The organism is Mycolicibacterium doricum, assembly GCF_010728155.1.
In the GTDB taxonomy this organism is placed as follows: Bacteria; Actinomycetota; Actinomycetes; order Mycobacteriales; family Mycobacteriaceae; genus Mycobacterium; species Mycobacterium doricum.
Genome location: NZ_AP022605.1, coordinates 3,699,929 through 3,720,341 on the forward strand (window position 1 = coordinate 3,699,929; position 20,413 = coordinate 3,720,341).

Annotated in this window: 17 protein-coding genes; 9 read left to right on the forward strand and 8 right to left on the reverse strand. The window is 68.6% G+C overall.

The window, feature by feature from the left end; genetic code table 11:
* Positions 1-114 precede the first annotated feature (114 nt).
* On the forward strand, positions 115-567 hold the full coding sequence (locus G6N07_RS18130) for an Rv1352/Rv1906c domain-containing protein (RefSeq protein WP_085187017.1): 453 nt from the start codon (positions 115-117) through the stop codon (positions 565-567).
* 25 nt (positions 568-592) lie between these two features.
* On the opposite strand, the gene G6N07_RS18135 is transcribed toward G6N07_RS18130, so the two are convergent.
* From G6N07_RS18135 to G6N07_RS18150, 4 genes are all read right to left on the reverse strand, one after another.
* The gene (locus G6N07_RS18135) at positions 593-1,324 is read right to left on the reverse strand and encodes a ZIP family metal transporter (protein ID WP_085187020.1); all 732 of its coding nucleotides are present in this window, start codon (positions 1,322-1,324) and stop codon (positions 593-595) included.
* Between the two features lie 12 nt (positions 1,325-1,336).
* A complete protein-coding gene (locus tag G6N07_RS18140; protein WP_085187053.1) occupies positions 1,337-1,597 on the reverse strand; it encodes a hypothetical protein in 261 nt (86 codons plus the stop codon).
* Between the two features lie 155 nt (positions 1,598-1,752).
* A complete protein-coding gene (locus G6N07_RS18145; protein WP_085187056.1) occupies positions 1,753-2,151 on the reverse strand; it encodes a heme-binding protein in 399 nt (132 codons plus the stop codon).
* Positions 2,152-2,662: 511 nt separating this feature from the next.
* Positions 2,663-4,006 carry an APC family permease gene (locus G6N07_RS18150; protein WP_085187023.1) on the reverse strand — a complete coding sequence of 448 codons (1,344 nt, stop codon included), beginning with the start codon at positions 4,004-4,006 and terminating at the stop codon, positions 2,663-2,665.
* Positions 4,007-4,155: 149 nt separating this feature from the next.
* On the opposite strand from G6N07_RS18150, the gene lipE reads away from it, so the two are divergent.
* From lipE to G6N07_RS18175, 5 genes are all read left to right on the forward strand, one after another.
* The gene (gene lipE / locus G6N07_RS18155) at positions 4,156-5,463 is read left to right on the forward strand and encodes a lipase LipE (protein ID WP_085187026.1); all 1,308 of its coding nucleotides are present in this window, start codon (positions 4,156-4,158) and stop codon (positions 5,461-5,463) included.
* Positions 5,464-5,570: 107 nt separating this feature from the next.
* Complete coding sequence (locus G6N07_RS18160; protein ID WP_085187059.1) at positions 5,571-6,845, forward strand: GTP cyclohydrolase II; 1,275 nt, start codon at positions 5,571-5,573, stop codon at positions 6,843-6,845.
* Entirely contained in the window at positions 6,842-8,002 is a 1,161-nt protein-coding gene (locus G6N07_RS18165; protein WP_085187029.1) for a URC4/urg3 family protein, read from the forward strand. The genes G6N07_RS18160 and G6N07_RS18165 overlap by 4 nt, the downstream gene beginning before the upstream one ends.
* Before the next feature lie 18 nt (positions 8,003-8,020).
* On the forward strand, positions 8,021-8,650 hold the full coding sequence (gene upp, locus G6N07_RS18170; RefSeq protein ID WP_085187032.1) for a uracil phosphoribosyltransferase: 630 nt from the start codon (positions 8,021-8,023) through the stop codon (positions 8,648-8,650).
* A 39-nt stretch (positions 8,651-8,689) separates the two neighbouring features.
* Positions 8,690-9,625 (forward strand): NAD(P)/FAD-dependent oxidoreductase, encoded by a 936-nt coding sequence (locus G6N07_RS18175; RefSeq protein ID WP_085187061.1) that lies wholly within the window; start codon positions 8,690-8,692, stop codon positions 9,623-9,625.
* Between the two features lie 10 nt (positions 9,626-9,635).
* On the opposite strand, the gene hrpA is transcribed toward G6N07_RS18175, so the two are convergent.
* Together hrpA and G6N07_RS18185 are read right to left on the reverse strand one after the other, a co-directional pair.
* Positions 9,636-13,589: an ATP-dependent RNA helicase HrpA gene (hrpA, locus tag G6N07_RS18180; RefSeq protein WP_085187034.1), complete on the reverse strand. Its 3,954-nt coding sequence runs from the start codon at positions 13,587-13,589 to the stop codon at positions 9,636-9,638.
* A gap of 21 nt (positions 13,590-13,610) precedes the next feature.
* Complete coding sequence (locus G6N07_RS18185; RefSeq protein ID WP_085187064.1) at positions 13,611-14,504, reverse strand: mycobacterial-type methylenetetrahydrofolate reductase; 894 nt, start codon at positions 14,502-14,504, stop codon at positions 13,611-13,613.
* A gap of 249 nt (positions 14,505-14,753) precedes the next feature.
* Here G6N07_RS18185 and G6N07_RS18190 point away from each other — a divergent pair, with 249 nt between their 5' ends.
* Positions 14,754-16,424, forward strand: a complete 1,671-nt coding sequence (locus G6N07_RS18190) for an FAD-binding dehydrogenase (RefSeq protein WP_085187037.1) — start codon at positions 14,754-14,756, stop codon at positions 16,422-16,424.
* Between the two features lie 138 nt (positions 16,425-16,562).
* Positions 16,563-16,700 carry a hypothetical protein gene (locus G6N07_RS18195; RefSeq protein WP_163784263.1) on the forward strand — a complete coding sequence of 46 codons (138 nt, stop codon included), beginning with the start codon at positions 16,563-16,565 and terminating at the stop codon, positions 16,698-16,700.
* 3 nt (positions 16,701-16,703) lie between these two features.
* Here the strand turns inward: G6N07_RS18195 and G6N07_RS18200 are convergent, their stop codons facing one another.
* Both G6N07_RS18200 and G6N07_RS18205 read right to left on the reverse strand, forming a co-directional pair.
* Positions 16,704-18,257 (reverse strand): aminotransferase class I/II-fold pyridoxal phosphate-dependent enzyme, encoded by a 1,554-nt coding sequence (locus tag G6N07_RS18200; protein ID WP_085187040.1) that lies wholly within the window; start codon positions 18,255-18,257, stop codon positions 16,704-16,706.
* A gap of 28 nt (positions 18,258-18,285) precedes the next feature.
* Entirely contained in the window at positions 18,286-18,501 is a 216-nt protein-coding gene (locus G6N07_RS18205; RefSeq protein WP_133055508.1) for a hypothetical protein, read from the reverse strand.
* 465 nt (positions 18,502-18,966) lie between these two features.
* On the opposite strand from G6N07_RS18205, the gene G6N07_RS18210 reads away from it, so the two are divergent.
* Positions 18,967-20,412, forward strand: a complete 1,446-nt coding sequence (locus tag G6N07_RS18210) for a protein adenylyltransferase SelO (protein ID WP_179960053.1) — start codon at positions 18,967-18,969, stop codon at positions 20,410-20,412.
* Position 20,413: the final 1 nt, after the last annotated feature.

The window sequence follows — 20,413 nt, forward strand, 5'->3', positions numbered from 1 at the left end:
TGGCGTCCGTTGAAAACTTAGTGAGTATAAACAGAAATCACAGGGCCTCGGCAGGCCTGAGGTAGGACGCTTTGCCGCGTGACGCTTAGTCTGGCTAGCGGTACGATCCACGGCATGAAGGCAATCAGGCTCGCCGCGGCTGCTGCCGCCTCGATCGCCATGGCCGTCACCGTCGCGGCCCCCGCGCTGGCCGACCCCGAGCCGTCACCGCCGCCCGCTCCGCCGGCGCCCGCGTCGACGATCGACAAGGACGGTACCTACAAGGTGGGCGTCGACATCCTGCCGGGCACCTACAACGCCGGGGCGCCCGGCGAGGACGTGACGTGCTACTGGAAACGTGTCGGCGCGGACGGCAAATTGCTCGACAACGCCCTGACCAAGAAACCCGCGACGGTGCGGGTCGAAGCGACCGATGCCAGCTTCACCACCAACGACTGCCAGACGTGGCAGCTGGCCTCCTGTGGCACCGCATGCCCGCCGCCGCCCCCGCCCCCCGGTCCACTCGAGATGCTCGGCCAGTTGGGCGGCATGTTCGGCCCCGGCCGGGCCAAGGGCCCGATGCCCTGAATCTCGCGATGCGGCGCTGCGGAACTCAGGCAGCGAGCATGAAGGACACGAAGAACCCGCCCGCCGTGGCGAACGCGTTCAGTGGGCGGCCGTGCTCGAACGCCTCGGGCATCAGGGTGTCGGCCAGTGAAGCGAGCACTGCGCCGCCGGCGAAGGCCAGTGCCAACGCGAGGACGTCCTCATTGAGCACACCGGCCGTCGCCCGGCCGAGCACCACGGCGACGGCCAGCAGCGCCGCACACGCGACCCAGGTACCGATCACCGTGCGCCCGGACATCCCGGAGCTCCGCATCGCGACGGCACCGACGAGCGACTCCGGGAGATTCGAGAAGAAGATCGCCGCGAGCAGCGACATCGATGCACCGCCAACCAAGGACGCCCCGAGCGCGAGGTTCTCCGGCACTCCGTCGAGCGTGACGGCGGCCAGCAACGCCAGACCGACCCCGCGCCTGGCGCCGGAGGCTGCCGCCCCACGTCCGTCCGGATCCGACCGGCCAGCCACGTACTTGTCGAGCAGGGTGTCGGCGATGACGAAAACTGCTGCCCCGAGGAGCAATCCGAGGCCGGCGTGCAAGCCACCGGCCATCGCGAACGCCTCTTCGAAAAGTTCGAAGGTCAGCGCTGAGATCAGCGCGCCGCTGGCGAATGCGAGCAGGACGCCGGTCACCCGTTTCGGCGGGCTCCACCGGACCCCGACAAGGGCGCCGAGTACCAACGCGCTCGACGCCGCTATGCCGAAATAGGCCGCAGTCAACACGGCGGTGTCGGGTCAGGTGGTGGCCGGCACCACCTGCGCCGTGGCCACTTCCTGGCATTGCCGGTCGCGAGCCTGCGCGCTGAAGCACAGGATGCTGGCCGCGAAGCTCAGCACTGCGACCACACCGGCGATCATCGCGACCGTCATGTCCGACATGCCGAATCTCGCGAGGCACACCGCCAGTGCGATCACGGCGGCGAAGTTGAGGAACAACGCAGTGGTGGCAATCGCCTCGGTCGTCGCGTCGGCAGGGGCGGGCACGCGCTCGGCCATCGGGGTCTCCTCCTCGTACTGCACGAGCTGCAGGTCTCGAGCTCTCTAGTTACCCGGGCGGGAACGGCTCAAACGGCATGCCGAACCGAGCAGACGACGACGGCCCGCCGCCGCGACACTCGGTCGCGAGGACGGGCCGCCGTGCTGCGCCTGTGTCAGCCGGCCATGAACTGGTCGTAGGCCGACGCGAGTTCTGGCGAAAGGACGGTGACGTTGCACTGACGCTGCGTGTCGCCGATCGGGGTCAGGATGCCGCGCAGTTCGTAGTACTCCTGCGGGTTGGCGGTGAAGTAGCCGCGGATGTTCGCCTCCGCCTGCGGGCGCGGCTGGTTCATCGCCGCGGTCACCACCTGATTGGTGCCCGGATGGTCGGACAGGTACTGGCGTGCCGAGCCGGTCACACTGCTGACCGTGTTCGCCACGCCGCTGGCCGAACAGTCCACCGCGGCCGAAGCCGTCGGCGCCGCAATGGTTGCCGCGGCGACACCGCTTAACAGGCAACCGGTGAACACACCGGCGATCCCCCGGCGAGCAGCATTACCTCTGGATTTCATGATCACTTCCTCTGCGGATCTCCGAATACGTTGCGCTGTCCACAGCGCTTTTCCCCGCCCCGAAACAAAAGTACCCCCAATGGAATTCAGGGCATTAGCGAGCAATTCGGCGCACCCGCTGCCCGTCGTCGGCGTTACACCAGTAGTCTGTGATGTCCGCCTCAATATCGGTGACATGCTGCCGTCGCCGGCTCGTGACGGCCGCGCTTTCTCAATCTTTGCGGCATTCCCTTAATTGATCGTGATGGATAGCGATATCAAACCGTTATAGGCAAGCCGGTGGGCATCAGCGAGCCGCCGATGACCTAAGTCACATCGGGCCGGAGAAGGGTTGTACGTTTCCCTCAACGCCCAACCCGGGCCGTGGTGTACCCAAGCGCCGACAACGTCAAGTCAACGCAAATGGGAGCGAAAAGCACGGGACGAATGCCGAGACCACCGAGTTGCTCACGCAACTACGGGCGATCCTGGCCTCCGGCTGCGGGGTTTCGTCGTGCTGGGGGCCCACCCCTCAGGCCGCGGCGCCCTCACGCTTCGTGGCGACACGGGCCAGCCCGTAGAGGACGGCGCCGACGGCCAGCATGATCGCCCCCAACAACCACACCTCGGCGGCCTGCTGGGCCATCAGCAGTACGCACGACGCCACGCCGAACACCGGCACCGCGGTCCAGACCCGGAAGTGGTCGTGGTGGACGTGGTCGCGGCGCAGCACGAGTACGGCCACGTTGGTGGAGATGAACACCACCAGCAGCAACAGCACCACGGTCTCGGCCAACGTCGACAACTCGCCGATGAGCGTGAGGAGCATCGCCACCAGGGTTGTGGCGACGATCGCCACCCACGGGGTGCGGCGCTCGGGCAGCAGGCGGCTCAGCATCGACGGGAGAAGCCCATGTTCGGCCATTCCGTAGGTCAGCCGGCTTGACATGATCATCGTCAGCAGTGCGCCGTTGGCGACCGCGACCAGCGCGATGGCACTGAACAACCAGTCCGGCACGCCGACACCGGCCGCCGAGACCACCTCGAGCAGCGGCCCCGACGAAGCGGACAGCTCGTCGGGAGGTAGTGCGATAGCGCTGGCCAACCCGACCAGCGCGTAGACCGCTCCTGCCGCGATCAGCGCACCGAAGAGCGCCGCCGGATACACCTTGCTCGGATTCCGTATCTCTTCGGCGACATTGGCCGACGTCTCGAAGCCGACGAACGAGTAGTACGCGACGATGGCGCCGGCCAGGATAGCCAGGGCCGGGGTGGCCCCCTCGGGGAACTCCCCGACGCGGCGCACGTCACCGCGACCACCCCCCACCATCATCGCCACGGCGACGATGACGATGAGCAGACCGCTCAGCTCGATGACAGTCATCACGACGTTGCTCTTGACCGATTCGTTGATGCCGCGCGCGTTGAGGGCCGCCACGAGGGTGAGGAACACGATGGCGGCGGGTATGGCAGGCACGTCGATGAACGTGGACAGGTAATCCCCCGCGAAGGCCAGCCCCAACCCGGCCGCGCTGGTGACGCCGGCCGCCAACATGCTGAAGCCGACGAGGAACGACACCACCGGCCGTTTGAACGCCCGCTCGGCGAAAACCGCGGCTCCACCGGCCTTCGGATACTTGGTGACCAGCTCCGCGTAGGAGCCGGCCGTCAGCAGCGCCAGCAGAAGAGCGACGATCAGCGGCGCCCACAGTGCGCCGCCGACGTCCTGGGCCAACACCCCCATCAACGCGTAGACACCCGCGCCCAGCACGTCGCCGAGGATGAACAGAAACAGCAACGGCCCGGTGATCTTGCGTTTGAGCTTGTCGGTGGCCGCCAGCTCCCCCGGCACCTGTTCAGTCGCTTCCGATGACATCCGTACCTCCAGCAGATGGGCCGGAAGCGACTCTTCCGGCGACGGTGCGATACCAAGTACCCGAACCGGCGCGCATGCAAGCCATGACGACCCTCTGGAGACCGACAAGTCGTCGCGTCGCCGGTGTTCCCGGTGGCTACCCTTGTCCGATGACCAAACCCGCACAACAGGAGGGCCGCATCCGGGTGCCCGCTGATCTCGACGCGGTCACCACCATCGGCGACGAGGACCACTCCGGGGTGGACGCCGCGGCGGTGGAGCGGATCTGGCAGGCGGCGCGCCACTGGTACGCCGCAGGGATGCACCCCGCCATCCAGGTCTGCGTGCGCCACCACGGTCGTGTCGTGCTCAACCGCGCCATCGGGCATGCATGGGGCAATGGACCCGACGACCCCGACGACGCCGAGCAGATCGCGGTCACCCCGGACACGCCGTTCTGCGTGTACAGCGCCGCGAAGGCGATCACCACGACCGTCGTGCACATGCTGGTCGAACGCGGGCAGTTCTCATTGGACGACCGGGTGTGCGAATACCTACCGAACTACACCAGCCACGGCAAGGACCGCACGACGATCCGCCACGTCATGACCCACAGCGCGGGCGTCCCCTTCCCGACCGGCGAACGGCCCAACCTCAAGCGCATGAACGACAGCGCGTATGCCCGCCAGATGCTCGGTGACCTTCGGCCGCTGTACCGGCCCGGACTGGTGCATATCTACCACGCTCTGACGTGGGGTCCGCTGGTGAGAGAGATCGTGTCGGCCGCGACGGGCCGGGGCATCCGCGAGATCCTGGCCGAGGAGATCCTCGAACCACTCGGCTTCCGCTGGACCAACTTCGGGGTCGCCGAGTCGGATGTCCCACTTGTCGCACCGAGCCACGCGACCGGCAAGCCGCTGCCGCCGCCGATCGCCGCAGCGTTCCGCACAGCCGTCGGCGGCACGCTGCACCAGATCATCCCGTTCACCAACACCCCACTGTTCCTCACCGGTGTGGTGCCGTCGTCGAGCACGGTGTCGACGGCGCAGGAGCTGTCGCGGTTCGCCGAACTGCTACGGCGCGGTGGTGAACTCGACGGCGTCCGGGTGCTCGCACCGGAGACGCTCCATCAGGCCACTCGGGAGTGCAGGCGACTGCGCCCGGACCTGGCCACCGGGCTGATGCCGCTGCGCTGGGGAACCGGATACATGTTGGGCTCCAAGCGGTTCGGCCCGTTCGGCCGTGACGCCCCCGCAGCGTTCGGCCACACCGGGCTGGTGGACATTGCCGTCTGGGCGGATCCGGCGCGCGGTCTGGCCGTGGGTGTGGTGAGCAGTGGCAAGCCGGGCCGACACCGCGAAGCCAACCGGTACCCTGCGCTGCTCGATCGGATCAACGCTGAACTCGCCCCGACCCGGAACGGGATACACCACCGATGCGCGCGGCGCCGACCTGATGCTCGACACCGCGACACCTGAGCGTCTCCCGTGGGTGACCGCCGGCGTACCCCGCTGAGTCGACGCCCGGCGCGTGGGCCGGGAAGTCGCTATGCTGGCGCCTTTCCCCTGAACACGCAGGAGTGGACATGCCCGCTGAGCCCGGCGCCGCCGCCACGCCCAGGTTCGGGGGCGGCCACATCCGGTTGACGTCGCACAGGGGTGCGGTGGGCACCCCGACGATCCGTTGGGGTGCGCCGACCGCGGCCGAACGCGGGCCGGTGATCGGGACGACCGCCACCCGTGCGCATCGCAACGTCATCGGAACGCACAGCGGGTCGTACAGCGTCTACCGGGCACTGGCCGTGGCGGCGGGCGCGCTCAAACGCGAGCACCGCGCGGACCTGACCGACACCTCCCCCACTGACACCATCGGCCCGTACCCGCAGTGGAGCGAACCTGCCACGATCGTCAGCATGGACCCGTGGGGCGCCAGTGTCGCCGACGTTTTTGCCGCCGAACTCGCTGCGGGGCTCGACATCCGACCGACCATCGCGATCACCAAGGCGCATGTGATCCTGCCCGAGATCACCGATGCGATCGCCAAGGGTCGCCTGGTCCCGGACGGTCGCATCCTGCTCGCCAGTGGTGCCGCGCTGGTCACCAAGGCGGCGGTCGAACCCGTGTGGTGGCTACCCGGGGTGGCGCAGCGGTTCGGGTGCGCCGAGAACGATCTGCGCCGGGTGCTGTTCGAGGAGACCGGCGGCATGTACCCGGAGCTCGTGACGCGCTCGGACCTCGAGGTGTTCCTCCCGCCGATCGGCGGGCAGACCGTCTACATCTTCGGCAGCGCTACCGATCTCGCCGATCCTTCGGTCGAGCTGACCGCCCGCGTGCACGACGAGTGCAACGGTTCGGACGTCTTCGGCTCGGACATCTGCACGTGCCGTCCATATCTCACGCATGCGATCGAGGAGTGCATCCGCTGCGCCCAGAACGGCGGGGTGGGCCTGGTCGCCTACTCCCGCAAGGAGGGCCGCGCGCTCGGCGAAGTGACCAAGTTCCTCGTGTACAACGCCCGCAAGCGACAGGTCGGCGGCGACACCGCCGACCAGTACTTCGCCCGCACCGAATGCGTGGCCGGCGTGCAGGACATGCGCTTCCAGGAACTGATGCCCGACGTGCTGCACTGGTTCGGGATCCGCAAGATCCACCGCCTGGTGTCGATGAGCAACATGAAGTACGACGCGATCACCAGCTCGGGAATCGACGTGGGACAACGGGTGAACATTCCCGACGAACTCGTCCCGCCCGACGCCCGGGTGGAGATCGACGCGAAGATGGCGGCCGGGTACTTCACCCCGGGTCCGGCGCCCGACGCCGAACAGCTCAAGAAGGTCAAGGGTCGCGGGTTGTCTCAATGAGCGTGGCAGGCACCCTACGGACCACCGGCGCCGTCCGGGAGCGCTCCGGCCAACTGCTGCGGCGCGCCCGCGCCGACGATTCGGCATGGTTTACCGTGCATGACGACGCGCTGGAACCGGCGGCCGGCGTCGTCGCCGAAGTCACCCGTTCCCGCTATCCGGATCTGAGGATCCCGTTCCACAGCCGATGGCGGCATTTCGAGGCCGGTGGAATGACCCGCACGTCCAGGCTCGAGGGTGACCCACGGGCGATGATCGACCTGGCCGTGGTCAGCGTGCTGCTCGACGCCGGTGCCGGCGCCGACTGGACCTTCGCCGAGACCGCGACCGGCCGACGGTTCTCCCGCTCCGAGGGGTTGGCGGTCGCGAGTTGGCAGGCGTTCGCCGACGGCGTCTTCTCCTCGGACTCCGTTGTCCCGCTGCGCGTTGACGCGGCGGGTCTGCGGGCACTGTCCGTCGACCGGTTGGCTGCGGCATTCCAGGTGTCGGACCGCAATCCGCTGGTGGGCCTCGACGGCCGGGTGCAACTGCTGCACCGTCTCGCCGACGCCGTGAGCACCGAGGTGTTCGGCGGTCGGCCCGGCGGGTTGTTCGACGCGCTCACGGCGTCGGGACCTGCCGTACACGCCCATGACATCCTCCGGCTGCTGCTCGAAACCCTGTCCCCGATCTGGTTGAGCGCCAATCCCCTCGGTGACGAGCCGCTGGGTGACTGCTGGCGGCACGCGGCGGTGGGCGGCGAGGGCGGCACGGCCGGGTGGGTGCCGTTCCACAAACTCTCGCAGTGGCTGACCTACTCGTTGCTCGAACCGTTCGAGTGGGCGGGGGTGCCGGTGGTGGGCGTGGATGCGCTCACCGGGCTGCCGGAGTACCGCAACGGCGGGTTGTTCCTCGACACCGGGGTACTGCGACTGCGGGACGACCAGTTCGCTTCTCGGGCCTGGCAGGTCGGTGACGAGCTGGTGGTCGAGTGGCGCGCGCTCACCGTCGCGCTGCTCGACGAGCTTGCCCCACTGGTATGCGCGCGGCTCGGCACCGACATGCCGCTGGCTTGCGTGCTGGAGGGCGGGACCTGGGCGGCCGGGCGCCTTCTGGCGCAACAGCGCCGCGGCGGGCTGCCGCCACTGACCGTCGACAGCGACGGCACCGTCTTCTGAGGCAGAACAGGACAACACATGGGTGAAGTACATCTGGTCGACCATCCGCTGGTTGCGCACAAGCTGACGTTGCTGCGCCGCAAGGACGCCTCCACCCATAGCTTCCGCCAACTCCTGCAGGAGATCTCCGCACTGATGGCCTACGAGGTGCTGCGCGACATCCCGACCCAGGATTTCGAGGTCGAAACCCCGCTGGAGACCACCGTCGGCAAGGTGATCGACGGGAAGAAGCTAGTGTTCGTGTCGATCCTGCGGGCCGGCACGGGCCTGCTCGACGGCATGCTGGCCGTGGTGCCCGGCGCGCGTGTCGGTCACATCGGGCTGTACCGCGACCCCAGGACGCTCGTCGCCGTCGAGTACTATTTCAAGATGCCCGCCGGCCTCGACGAGCGCGACGTGGTCGTGGTCGATCCCATGCTGGCCACTGGCCACTCGGCGGTGGCCGCGGTGGATCGGATCAAGGAGTGCGGGCCCAAGTCGATCAAGTTCGTCTGCCTGCTGACGTGTCCCGAGGGCATCGCGGCGATGCAGGAGGCCCATCCCGACGTCCCGGTCTTCACCGCGGCCGTCGACCGTCAACTCGACGAGCACGGTTACATCAGGCCGGGGCTCGGCGACGCGGGCGACCGGATCTTCGGCACCAAGTGACCGTTTGATCAACCTCTCGCCCGGGAATCGGTGGAGGCGATGACACACGAATGGGAATGCGTCGTTGTCGGCGGTGGCGCGGCCGGGCTGAGCGCCACGTTGGTCCTCGGACGGGCGCGCCGGCGCACGCTGCTCGTCGACGCGGGCGAACAGAGCAACAGGTTCTCCACCGGCATCGGGGGGATGCTCGGTTACGACCAGCGCCCGCCAGCCGAGCTGTACGAGGCCGGCCGCCGCGAGGTCGAAGCGTACCCGACGGTCGAGTACCGGGCGGCCACGGTGGTGCACGGCGCCCCGGAGGGCGACGGTTTCGTCCTCTCACTCGACGCAGGTGACCGGGTCACCACCCGCCGGGTGCTGCTGGCCACCGGCATGCAGTACTGCCCGCCGGAGTTGCCCGGCCTCGAACCGCTATGGGGCAAGTCGGTCTTCCAGTGCCCGTTCTGCCACGGCTGGGAGATGCGCGACAAGCGCCTGGCGTCGCTGGCGGCGGGCGAGGAGGCCATCCATGCCTCGCTGATGCTGCGCGGCTGGAGCGACGACGTCGTCCTGCTGACAGACGGGCACCCCCAACTCGACGGCAAGGACCACGAGCGGCTGCAGGCCGCCGGGATCACGATCGACGACCGCCGAATCACCGAACTGATCGGCACCGACGGGCAGCTCGAGGCGATCGCATTCAACGACGGCAGCCGGCTGGATCGTGACGGGCTTCTGGTGGAGGCGCCGCTGCGCCAGCGCTCGAAACTTGCCGAGCAACTCGGGGCCTCGTGTGGACCGGGTCCGCTGGCGCCGGACACGGTCCGTATCGACGCTCTGCACCGCACGTCGGCGCAGTCGGTGTTCGCCGCGGGTGACGTGTGCACCGAGCATCCGTACGTGGCGGGCTCGATCGCGGGTGGTGCGCAGGCGGCGATGATCGTCGTGCAGAGCCTGCTGGCCGAGCAGTTCGGGATGCCCTACCCACCGGAGTGAGGTGAACTGTCTACGTCGTCACCGCGTCGATCGCGCGGTAGATCCGCTGTTCGCTGACCGGCCGCGGCGTGCCGAGCTGCTGCGCCCACAGGCTGACCCGCAGCTCCTCGATCATCCGCCCGATGTCGCGGACGTCCTCGGCCGCGGCTCGCGACGGTGAAAGTGATTGCCGCAGTCCGTCGTAGGCCTGCTGCACGGCGTGCACCCGGCCCATGCGCTCGCGGTCGGCACCGATCGCGTGCGGTAACCGTTCCAGGCGGCGGCCGATCCCGGTCAGGTAGCGCGTGAGATCGGCCAGGTGCGCGGCTCCCGTCGCGCACACGAACCCCTTCGGCAGCAGCGCGGCCAGCTGCGCGCGGATGTCGGCGATCGCCTCGACCTGCGCGGGTGGCGGGTTGGCGGGCAGCGCCACCTGCACCTGCTGCGCGGTGGTCAACACCTTCTCCACCCGGTGCACGATGTCGAGCGTCGTCGGGACCAACGCGGCGGCCACTCGCTGCCGCAGCGTGTCGAAATCGCCACGGCTCCAGACCGGTTCACGCATCAGTGCGTCCACCGCCGCGTCTGCGCAGTCGTCGATCAACGCGGCCAGTGACCCGTCGGGATTGGCACCGAGCACCAGGCGCTGACGCATGTCCAGCGCGCGTTCGACGTTCTTCACCGGCGACGGCGCCGACAACCGCAGCAGCCGCCGGACACCCGGCCTCATGGCCGCCCGCTGTTCGGCCGGGGTGGCGAATACCCGTACGCCGACCCCGGCACCCGTGTCCACCAACGCCGGGTAGCCCCGGACCTGGTGGCCGCCCGAGGTGCGCTCGACCGTACGCGGCAGCTCGCCGAGATCGTCTGGCCAGGAACGTAATCCGGAGCGTTCCAGCCCGTCGGCGACCGCGCGGGCCACGGCGCCGCGCACCGGTGCGGCCAACTGCTCCTGCAGGGTGTCCAAGTCTTTGCCGCGCGCCACCTCGGTGCCGTCCTCCTCGACGGCGAAGGTCACCCGCAGGTGCGGCGGGATCTTGTCGAGGTCGAACGCGTCGATCGGCACCGACACTCCGCTGCGCCGCCACAGCTCGTGCTGCAGGGACTTCAATAGCGGCCCGCTACCCGGGTTCATCGTGCGCAGCACGTCTCGCGCGGTGTCCGGCACGGGCACGAAGTTGCGCCGCAGGTCCTTGGGCAGTGACTTGATCAGGGCGGTGATCAACTCCTCGCGCATGGCCGGGACGTGCCAGGCGAATTCGTCGCCGCCGAGGCGGGCGAGCACCTCGACGGGCACGTGTACCGTGATGCCGTCGTCGGACGAGCCGGGTTCGAAACGATAGGTCAGCGGCAGCGCCAGGTCACCGGCGCGCCATTCGTCGGGCAGGTCGTCGGCGCTGTCCCGCCGGAGCAGGTCGTCGCGGGTCATCGTCAACATGTCGGGGGTCGTGTGCCGTTGTTTGCGCCACCACGCGTCGAAATGCCGTGCCGAGAGCACGGTTTGCGGGATACGCGCGTTGTAGAACGCGAACACCTCTTCGTCGCCGACCAGCAGGTCCCGCCGACGGGCCCGCTCCTCGACCTCTTCGAGTTCCTCACGCAGCCGCGCGTTGTCGCCGAAGAAGTGGTGTTTGGTACGCCAGTTGCCCTCGACCAGCGCGTGGCGGATGAACAGTTCCCGGGCCAGTCCCGGGTCGATCTCGGAGTAGTTGACGCGACGGCGCGCCACCAGCGGCAACCCGTAGAGGGTGACCCGCTCGAAGCCCATCACCGCACCGCGTTCGGCGTCCCAGTGGGGTTCGCTGTGCGTGCGCTGGACTAGGTCGCCCGCGATCCGCTCGACGGTGTCGGGGTCGATGCGGGCGCCGACACGGCCGAACAACCGACTGGTCTCCACCAGGTCGGCGACGACGATCCAGCGCGGCGGACGCTTGGTCAGCACCGACCCGGGCGCCAGCACGAACCGCGAGTTGCGGGCGCCCTGGTACTGCGCTGGATTCGCTCCTCGGGTGCGCGCCTGGGTGTCGCCTTCGCGCAGCCCGACGTGCGACAGCAGCCCGGCCAACAGTGCGGCGTGCACGCTCGCCGGCGAAGCAGGTTCGTCGGACTCCCGGATGCCGAGGTCGCCGGCGATGCTGCGCAGCTGGCCCGTCAGGTCCTGCCACTCCCGGATCCGCAGGTAGTGCAGGAACTCCTCACGACACATCCGGCGGAACGAACTGCCGGACCGCTCTTCCCGCTGTTCACCGAGATACCGCCAGAGGTTGAGGTAGGAGGTGAAGTCGGAGTGCTCGTCATTGAAGCGGGCGTGCTTCTGGCGGGCGGCGTCCGCACGCCCGGCGGGGCGTTCGCGCGGATCGGGGATCGACAGCGCGGCGGCCAGCACCAGCATCTCGCGCACGCAGCCTTCGGTGTCGGCCTGCAGGATCATCCGGCCGATGCGCGGATCAAGTGGGATTCGAGCCAGCCGGCGGCCGGTGCGGGTGAGTCCCCCTTCACGATCGAACGCACCGAGTTCCTGCAACAGGGCAACGCCGTCGCGGATGCTGCGCTTCTCCGGCGGATCGAGGAATGGGAACTCCTCGATGTCGCCCAGCCCGAGGGCCGCCATTTGGAGGATGACCGCAGCGAGGTTGGTCCGCAGGATCTCCGGATCGGTGTAGCGCGGCCGGCCCGCGAAGTCCTCCTCGGAATACAGCCGGATGCACACGCCGGGGGCGGTGCGCCCGGACCGGCCGGCCCGTTGGGCCGCCGAGGCCTGCGAGATCGGCTCGATCGGCAACCGCTGCACCTTGGTGCGCCGGCTGTAGCGGGAGATGCGCGCAGTGCCGGGGTCGACGACGTAGCGGATGCCCGGCACGGTCAACGACGTCTCGGCGACGTTGGTGGCCAGTACCACCCGCCGCCCGGGGTGCGCCGCGAAGACCTTCTGCTGTTCGGCGGTCGGCAGGCGCGCGTAGAGCGGCAGCACCTCGGTGTGCTGATCGAGAGCACCACGTAGCACTTCGGCGGTGTCGCGGATCTCTCGCTCGCCGGACAGGAACACCAGCACGTCGCCGGGCGGTTCGGCCTCGAGTTCGCGGACGGCGTCGACGATGGCGTCGGTGGGGTCGCGCACCTCGGACGAGCCGCTTGCGCGAAGACCAGGGGCCGGGGCGCGGACGATCTCGTGGTCCGGATCGTCGGGGTCCGCTGTGCCGTTTTCGTCGGCCGCCGACATCACGGGCACCTCGAGCGGCCGGTAACGGATCTCCACGGGGTACGCGCGACCGGACACCTCGACGATCGGGGCGTCACCGAAGTGCGCGGCGAACCGCTCGGGTTCGATGGTCGCGGAGGTGACGATGACCTTGAGGTCGGGTCGCCGCGGCAGCAGTTCGCGCAGATAGCCGAGCAGGAAATCGATGTTGAGGCTGCGCTCGTGGGCCTCATCGAGGATGAGGGTGTCGTAGCGGAGCAGCCTGCGGTCGCGCTGGATATCTGCGAGCAGGATGCCGTCGGTCATCAGCTTGACCAGTGTGCGGTCGGAGGCGTGGGCGGTGAAGCGGACCGTGTAGCCGACGGCGTCGCCGAGCGGTGTGCCGAGTTCGTCGGCGATCCGCTGGGCCACCGTGCGGGCGGCCAGGCGGCGCGGCTGGGTGTGGCCGACGGTGCCGCGGATGCCGCGGCCGAGTTCCAGGCAGATCTTCGGCAATTGCGTGGTCTTGCCGGAGCCCGTCTCGCCGGCGACGACGACCACCTGGTTCTCGGCGATGGCCTTGGCGATCTCGTCGCGGCGCTCGCTGACGGGCAGGTCCGGGTAGGTGATCGGCGGAACGGCGGCCAACCGGGTGGCGACGAGGCCTTCGGCGGCGGCGATCTGATCGGCGAGTTGCGCGAGCTTGTCGGGTTCGGCGTGGCGCAGGCGCCGGCCGAGGCGGGCGGCGTCACGGTAGGTCAGGCCGTCCAGACGCCTGCGGAGCTCACGTACGGACGGTTGGGACACTCCCGCCAGGATAGTGGCGGCTCAGCGCTGATCGGGCGACCAGTAATCCAGCATCTCGGCGAACGTCTCGAACGCCGGCGTCGACACCCCGTAGGTGGCCTCCAGGTGAATGCTCATGGGGAAGCCCAGCTCACCCACCCCGTCGACCACCCGCTTGTACAGATCGAGCAGCATCCGGCGCTTGTCGGCCGGCTGGCTGGCCGCCAGCGTCTTGACGAACTCCTGCTCAGCGGCCACCGCCGCATTGCCCGGATCCTGGATCAACCAGTGGATGAGCCCGACACGGCTCTCCATCTTCGGCACGAACCCGAACGACAGCAGGATCTCCGGCCGGTACTCGTTGGCCGCCGCGAACTCCTCCAGGAAGGCGACGATTGCGTCCGAGTACAGCAGTTGTGTCATCCCGTACGTGGCGCCCTGCTTGCACTTGAACGTGAAACGACCGTGCTCACCGTCGCGCGTGGGGATGAGGATCGCGCCCCGGTTGGAGACCAAATCCTCGTAGAGCGACAGCGCGTCGGTGGGGGCGACGCCGCTGCCCTCTCCGTCGTTCATCGTCCGGGGCACCCCCACGAACGCGATGCCGTCGAATCCCGCCGCGCTCAGCTCCGTCAGCCGCAGACGCAGCGCGGACTCGTCGAGGAACGCGGTCACCTGAGTGCACAGCCCCCGAACCCCCGGCAGCTCCGGCTTGATGATCCGCCAGAAGTCCAGCACGTCCATCTTCGGTTTCATCTCGACGGGACGACCGCTGTCCTCCTCGATCATCCCCGGGATCATGACGTGCCCGATCCGGCCCTCGATGCCGGCCTCGGCCGAGCAGCGCAGCACCTTGTGGGCGTCTTCGAGCGCATGCTCACGACCACGGTCGACATTGGGCGGCACGAGTTCGAGTGCAACGGTGTTCAGGGGCAACGGTTGCTCCTTTGGCTGCATGACTGAGAGGCGGCGTGTCCGCCGTGCTTCCCCCCGGGAACCGTCACCATACCGCTGCATGCTGTGTTCAGCCTGTTCGGCCTACCCTCGAACCACGTACGGAGGCTCCGTTGACCGCACCACGTCACCGTCGCCTACGAGGTCACCGCAACCGCCGGGCACCGATAGCGCGCGGGCCTGCTCATCCGCGGATCAACCGCCGAGACCCGCTTCGCTACGTTGAGTCCCATGGACGCTGACGTCATCGTGGTGGGCGCCGGCCTCGCCGGCCTGGTCACCACCCACGAGTTGACCCGCCGCGGTAAACGGGTCGCGCTCGTCGACCAGGAGAACGCCGCCAACCTCGGCGGTCAGGCGTACTGGTCCTTGGGCGGGGTCTTCCTGGTAGACAGCCCCGAACAGCGCCGGATGCGGATCAGGGACTCCTTCGAGCTGGCGTGGAGCGACTGGCAGGGCAGCGCGGGGTTCGACCGCCTCGACGACGAGGACGTGTGGGCGGCCAAATGGGGCCGGGCCTACGTCGAATGGGCGGCCGGCGAGAAGCGCGATTACCTCACCGGCCACGGCATCTCGTTCCTGCCGACCGTCGGCTGGGCGGAACGCGGCGACCTGCGCGCAACCGGGCACGGCAACTCCGTACCCCGCTTCCACGTCGCCTGGGGTACCGGCACCGGCATCGTGGGCCCGTTCACCGACTCGGCGCAGTCCGCCGCCCAACGCGGGCTGGTGCGGTTCCACCACCGCCACCGCGTCGACGGGCTGGTGTTCACCGACGGGGCCGTCACCGGGGTGCGCGGCACGGTTCTGGCACCCGACCACGCGAAGCGTGGGGCGCCGTCGAACCGCGACGCCGTCGGTGAGTTCGAGCTGTCCGCGCAGGCCGTCGTCGTGACCTCCGGCGGCATCGGCGCCAACCAGGAGGTCGTCCGCCGCTTCTGGCCGGCCCGGCTGGGCTCCGCACCGAAGTCGATGATCAGCGGGGTGCCCGCCCACGTCGACGGCAGGATGCTCGACGTCGCCGCCGATTGCGGTGTCCGCCTGGTCAACCGGGACCGGATGTGGCATTACACCGAAGGCGTCGTCAACTGGGATCCGATCTGGCCGGACCACGCCATCCGGATCCTGCCCGGACCGTCGTCGATGTGGTTCGACGCGCTGGGCCGCCGGCTGCCCGCGCCCTACCTGCCCGGCTACGACACCCTGGGCACACTGCGCTACCTGCGTACCACCCCCGACATCGCCGCCTACGACCACTCCTGGTTCATCCTGACCCAGCGCATCATCGAGAAGGAATTCGCGCTGTCGGGGTCCGAACAGAACCCCGACATCACCGCCAAGGACCGCCACGGGTTCGTCAAGGAGCGGCTGTTCCGCAAGGGGGCGCCCGGCCCGGTCGAGTCGTTCAAGCAGCACGGGGTGGATTTCGTCGTCGCCGACGACCTCACCGAACTCGTCCGGAAGATGAACGCGCTGACCGACGAACCGCTGCTCGACCCCACGGTGATCCGTCGCCAGATCGAGGCCCGCGATCTGCAGGTCGCCAACCCCTTCAGCAAGGACGCGCAGATCCAGGGCATCCACAATTCCCGGCGAGCGCTGCCCGACCGGATCGGCCGTACGACGGCACCGCACCGCATCCTCGATCCGGCCGCGGGACCGCTGATCGGCATAAAGTTGCACATCCTGACGCGAAAGACGTTGGGCGGCATCCAGACCGACCTCGCCTCACGGGCCATCGGTCTGAATGGACAACCGATCGACGGCCTGTACGCCGCCGGCGAGGTGGCGGGTTTCGGCGGCGGTGGGGTGCACGGCTACAACGCCCTCGAGGGCACCTTCCTCGGAGGCTGCATCTTCTCCGGCCGCGCGGCCGGCCGCGCCCTGGCCGACCTGGTGTAGCAGTCGAAGTGACCACTGCGGCCGCAGGTGTTGAGCCGTAACCCGCGTCAGTGCTTTCATCCAACTGTTCGTCGAGCCGGTTTCCGATGGGACGTGCTGGGTAGTTCTGTGGTTTACCAACCCCGCGAGGAGAATTCGATGAGCTCACCGGAACAGACGCCGGACGACGCCCTGCAGCCCGAGACCGGGGTACCGAGCGCCAGCCCCGGGTACTCGGCGCCGCCGCCCGAGGGGGTCCGCGACGCGGACGACCAGGGTGACGCGGCCTCCACATAGCCGTCAGCCGGCCACCACCCGCATCTGGGCGAGGGACTCATCGGCAGCACCTTCGACCATGACGCCCGCGGCCGCCTGGCGTTCGAGATAGTCGACGATGGCGTCGGTGATCAGCTCACCCGGTGCGACGATCGGGATGCCGGGCGGGTACGGGCAGATCATCTCCGCCGAGATCCGTCCGGCCGCTTTCCGCCACGGCACCATCTCGGTGTGGCCGAGATAGGCGTCGCGGGGCAGCATGACCGTCTCGGTGCGCAATTCGTCGAGAACCGGGCGCTCGCCTGGCTCGAGGGGCGCCCGGTCGGCGTGTTCACGCGCCAGCTTCGTGAGCGCATCGACGAACCGGTCCGCCTCGTCGTCGGTGTCGGCGAAAGTGATCAGCGCCATGATCCGGCGTTGGTCGGCAAGTTCCACGTGGACGCCGCACCGCTCGCGCAGCCAGTCACCTGCCTGGTATCCGGTCACACCCAACCCGATGACGTCGACGGTGACGTGCGTGGGGTCGAGCGCCATGGCACCGGGGTGGCGCAGCACGTCCTCACCCATCAGGTCGAGGCCATCGATATCGGCGACGGCCGCCCTGATCCGCTCGGCGAGGTCGATCGCATGCCCGAGGAGTTCCTCGCCGTGCTCCTGGAACTGTCGGCGCGCGGCGTCGATCGAGGACAGCAGTAGCGACGACGCGCTCGTCGACTGGGTCAGCTCGAACACCATCGAGAGCCGGGTGGGATCGATGCGTTCGCCCTTGGAGCTGAGCACCGATGTCTGCGACAGACCGTTGAGCGACTTGTGCACACTGCCGATGCACAGGTCCGCTCCTGATTCCAGCGCCGAGGGTGGCAGCCTGGTGCAGAAGCTGTAGTCAAGACCCCAGGCGTCGTCGGTGACGAGGGGGACGCCGTGCGCGTGCGCCACGTCGGCCAGCGCCCGGACGTCGGCGCTCACCCCGTAGTAGCTCGGCGTGAAAACCATTGCGGCAGCGGCTTCTGGGTGCTCGCTCAGGACCTGCTGGAGCCGGGCGGGATCCACCCCGTGCGCCACATCCCAGCGGTGGTCGTAGTCGGGGTCGACGTACACCGGCATCGCCCCCGACAGCACCAGACCGGAGAACGCCGACTTGTGGCCGTTGCGCGCCATCACCAACGTCTCGCCGGGCCGCACCGCCGCCATCATCGCGACATGGACGTTCTCGGTGCTGCCGTTGGTGGAGAACAGCGTCTGATCCGCGCCGACGGCCTCGGCGAACAACTCCATCGCCGTGGGTTCCACCTGCCATGACTGATGGCGGTTGTCGACGCCGTTGTTCATGCCGATGTCTGCGCGGAACGCCTCGGTGCCCAGCCACCGCGCGGCCACCGGGTCGTGCCGACCGGTTCCGGAGCGGTGCGCAGGGATCCCCAGCGAGAGATCACCGCGGTCGTGGAAGGCCTCGATCGCATCGCCGATCGGCGTGGCGTCAGCGGATTTGCGCGCCGGCCCTGGCTCGCTTTCCTGCTGGGCCTTCCTGGTGTTGATTCGCCGTTCCAAGTCCACTTTCCACGCCGGGATGCCGCTCATGACGACTTCTCGGGCCGGCGCGGGGTATTCATGCTCGGGTGCAACCCCCGGGGGTGAGTGGCGGCAGGTGCGGAGACACCAGCCGACACGAGTCGGCCAGATCGTCCTGCGGTTCACCGCCGGTGCTCGCGTCGATCCTGTGCAGCAGCCGCTCGAGTTCGATGTGGTCACGCTTCAGGCCCGTGAGGATGCTGTGGGGCACGCCGAGCTGATCGGGGTTCTGGTCGGCAAGGGATGACGTCATGAGCACTCCTTCCAGTGGAGAGGCTGTGCCCCGCGTGTGCGTCTTCAAACCTCGACCGCGCATCACCGAATCAGACGGTCGTACAGCGTTTGCCTCCCATACGCACGGGTGCCGCCGTCGTTGCCGGGGTGTCAAGGCCATCCTCAAGTTGACTGCGCCGGCGACACCTACCGCCAGAAGGCACCTATCACCAGACCATGTGGCTGGCGGCGATCGAGGAATTGCAGGCCCCCGGGCGGAGGGCGTCGTGGCACTGAACGATCTGTTATACGAGGAACACGCGAGCACGCTGTGGCACCTGTCCGACGGCGCGGACGCCGCTGGGCCGCTGGGCCGCTGCCGGACGTCGGCACACCGGCAAGTTCCTCGCCGACCCGCAGCCTATGGGCAAGCTCAAGGGCGCAATCGATCCGAACAAGACGTAACCGGTCGCTCCGTAGTCTGGATGAGGTGAGCGCTTCACCTGTGACGAACCTCAGCCTGGACGGCCGCTTCGCGCGGGAACTGCCGGAGATGGCGGTCCGCTGGAAGGCCGAGGAGGCCCCCGACCCGCGGCTGCTCGTGCTCAACGAGCAGCTGGCGGCCGGCCTCGGTCTCGACGCCGACTGGCTACGCACCCCCGACGGGGTGCGTCTGCTGGTCGGCAACTCGGTCCCCAGCGGCGCCACCCCGGTGGCCCAGGCCTACGCCGGCCACCAGTTCGGTGGGTTCGCACCACTTCTCGGCGACGGCCGGGCGCTGCTGCTCGGTGAACTCGTCGACAGCCAGGGCCGCCTTCGCGATCTGCAGCTCAAGGGATCGGGACACACACCGTTCGCCCGCGCCGGTGACGGGTTGGCCGCCGTGGGCCCGATGTTGCGCGAGTACATCCTCAGCGAGGCCATGCACGCCCTGGGCATCCCGACCACCCGCTCGCTGGCCGTGGTCGCCACGGGACGTCGGGTCCGGCGCGAAAGCATGCTCGACGGGGCGGTGCTGACCCGGGTGGCGAGCAGCCACCTGCGCGTCGGCAGCTTCCAGTACGCCGCAGCGACCGGGGATCAGGATCTGCTACGTCGGCTCGCCGACCACGCCGTTGCCCGCCACCATCCCGAGGCCGCGGGCGCGGAGAACCCTTATCTGGCGTTGTTCGAGGCTGTTGTCTCGGCCCAGGCGCAGTTGATCGCCCAGTGGATGCTCGTCGGTTTTGTCCATGGCGTGATGAACACCGACAACATGACGATCTCCGGCGAGACGATCGACTACGGGCCGTGCGCGTTCATGGAAATCTACGACCCCGCAACGGTGTTCAGCTCCATCGACACCTGGGGGCGCTACGCCTACGGCAACCAGCCGGCGATCGCGGCGTGGAATTTGGCCCGTTTCGCCGAGACCCTGCTGACGTTCCTCGACGACGACGTCGACCGGGCCATCACCGTGGCCGAGACCGCGCTCGGCGGGTTCAGCCGGCATTTCGAAGCCGCATTCTCCACCGGCATGCAGGCCAAGCTCGGCCTCGTCGGAGCTGACGACGCGGCCGTCGCCCCGTTGCTTGACGAGCTGCCAGAGTTGTTGGGCAGCAACCGCATCGACTTCACGTCGTTCTTCCGCGTACTGGCCCACGCTGCCCGTGGCGATGCCGAACCCGTGCGTGGAATGTTCGTCGACCTGGCCGGCTTCGACGCGTGGCGCAATCGCTGGCAGTCGCTGGGCCCGGACGGTGACGCGATGGATGCCGTGAATCCGGTCTACATCCCGCGCAACCACCTCGTCGAGGAGGCGCTGACCGCGGGCTCCGCGGGGGATTTGATGCCGTTCCAGAACCTGCTCGACGCAGTGACCGGGCCGTTCGAGGAACGGCCCGGTCTCGAGCGTTATGCGGAACCGGCTCCTGAAGAGTTCGGCCGGTACCGCACCTTCTGCGGTACCTGAG

Coding starts and splice junctions, on each gene's coding strand:
- lipE (WP_085187026.1), top strand. CDS start 4,156: ATGACCAAACCCGCACAACAGGAGGGCCGCATCCGGGTGCCCGCTGAT.
- G6N07_RS18140 (WP_085187053.1), bottom strand. CDS start 1,597: ATGGCCGAGCGCGTGCCCGCCCCTGCCGACGCGACGACCGAGGCGATT.
- G6N07_RS18175 (WP_085187061.1), top strand. CDS start 8,690: ATGACACACGAATGGGAATGCGTCGTTGTCGGCGGTGGCGCGGCCGGG.
- G6N07_RS18190 (WP_085187037.1), top strand. CDS start 14,754: ATGGACGCTGACGTCATCGTGGTGGGCGCCGGCCTCGCCGGCCTGGTC.
- G6N07_RS18150 (WP_085187023.1), bottom strand. CDS start 4,006: ATGTCATCGGAAGCGACTGAACAGGTGCCGGGGGAGCTGGCGGCCACC.
- G6N07_RS18165 (WP_085187029.1), top strand. CDS start 6,842: ATGAGCGTGGCAGGCACCCTACGGACCACCGGCGCCGTCCGGGAGCGC.
- G6N07_RS18145 (WP_085187056.1), bottom strand. CDS start 2,151: ATGAAATCCAGAGGTAATGCTGCTCGCCGGGGGATCGCCGGTGTGTTC.
- G6N07_RS18130 (WP_085187017.1), top strand. CDS start 115: ATGAAGGCAATCAGGCTCGCCGCGGCTGCTGCCGCCTCGATCGCCATG.
- G6N07_RS18160 (WP_085187059.1), top strand. CDS start 5,571: ATGCCCGCTGAGCCCGGCGCCGCCGCCACGCCCAGGTTCGGGGGCGGC.
- G6N07_RS18200 (WP_085187040.1), bottom strand. CDS start 18,257: ATGAGCGGCATCCCGGCGTGGAAAGTGGACTTGGAACGGCGAATCAAC.
- G6N07_RS18205 (WP_133055508.1), bottom strand. CDS start 18,501: ATGACGTCATCCCTTGCCGACCAGAACCCCGATCAGCTCGGCGTGCCC.
- G6N07_RS18195 (WP_163784263.1), top strand. CDS start 16,563: ATGAGCTCACCGGAACAGACGCCGGACGACGCCCTGCAGCCCGAGACC.
- upp (WP_085187032.1), top strand. CDS start 8,021: ATGGGTGAAGTACATCTGGTCGACCATCCGCTGGTTGCGCACAAGCTG.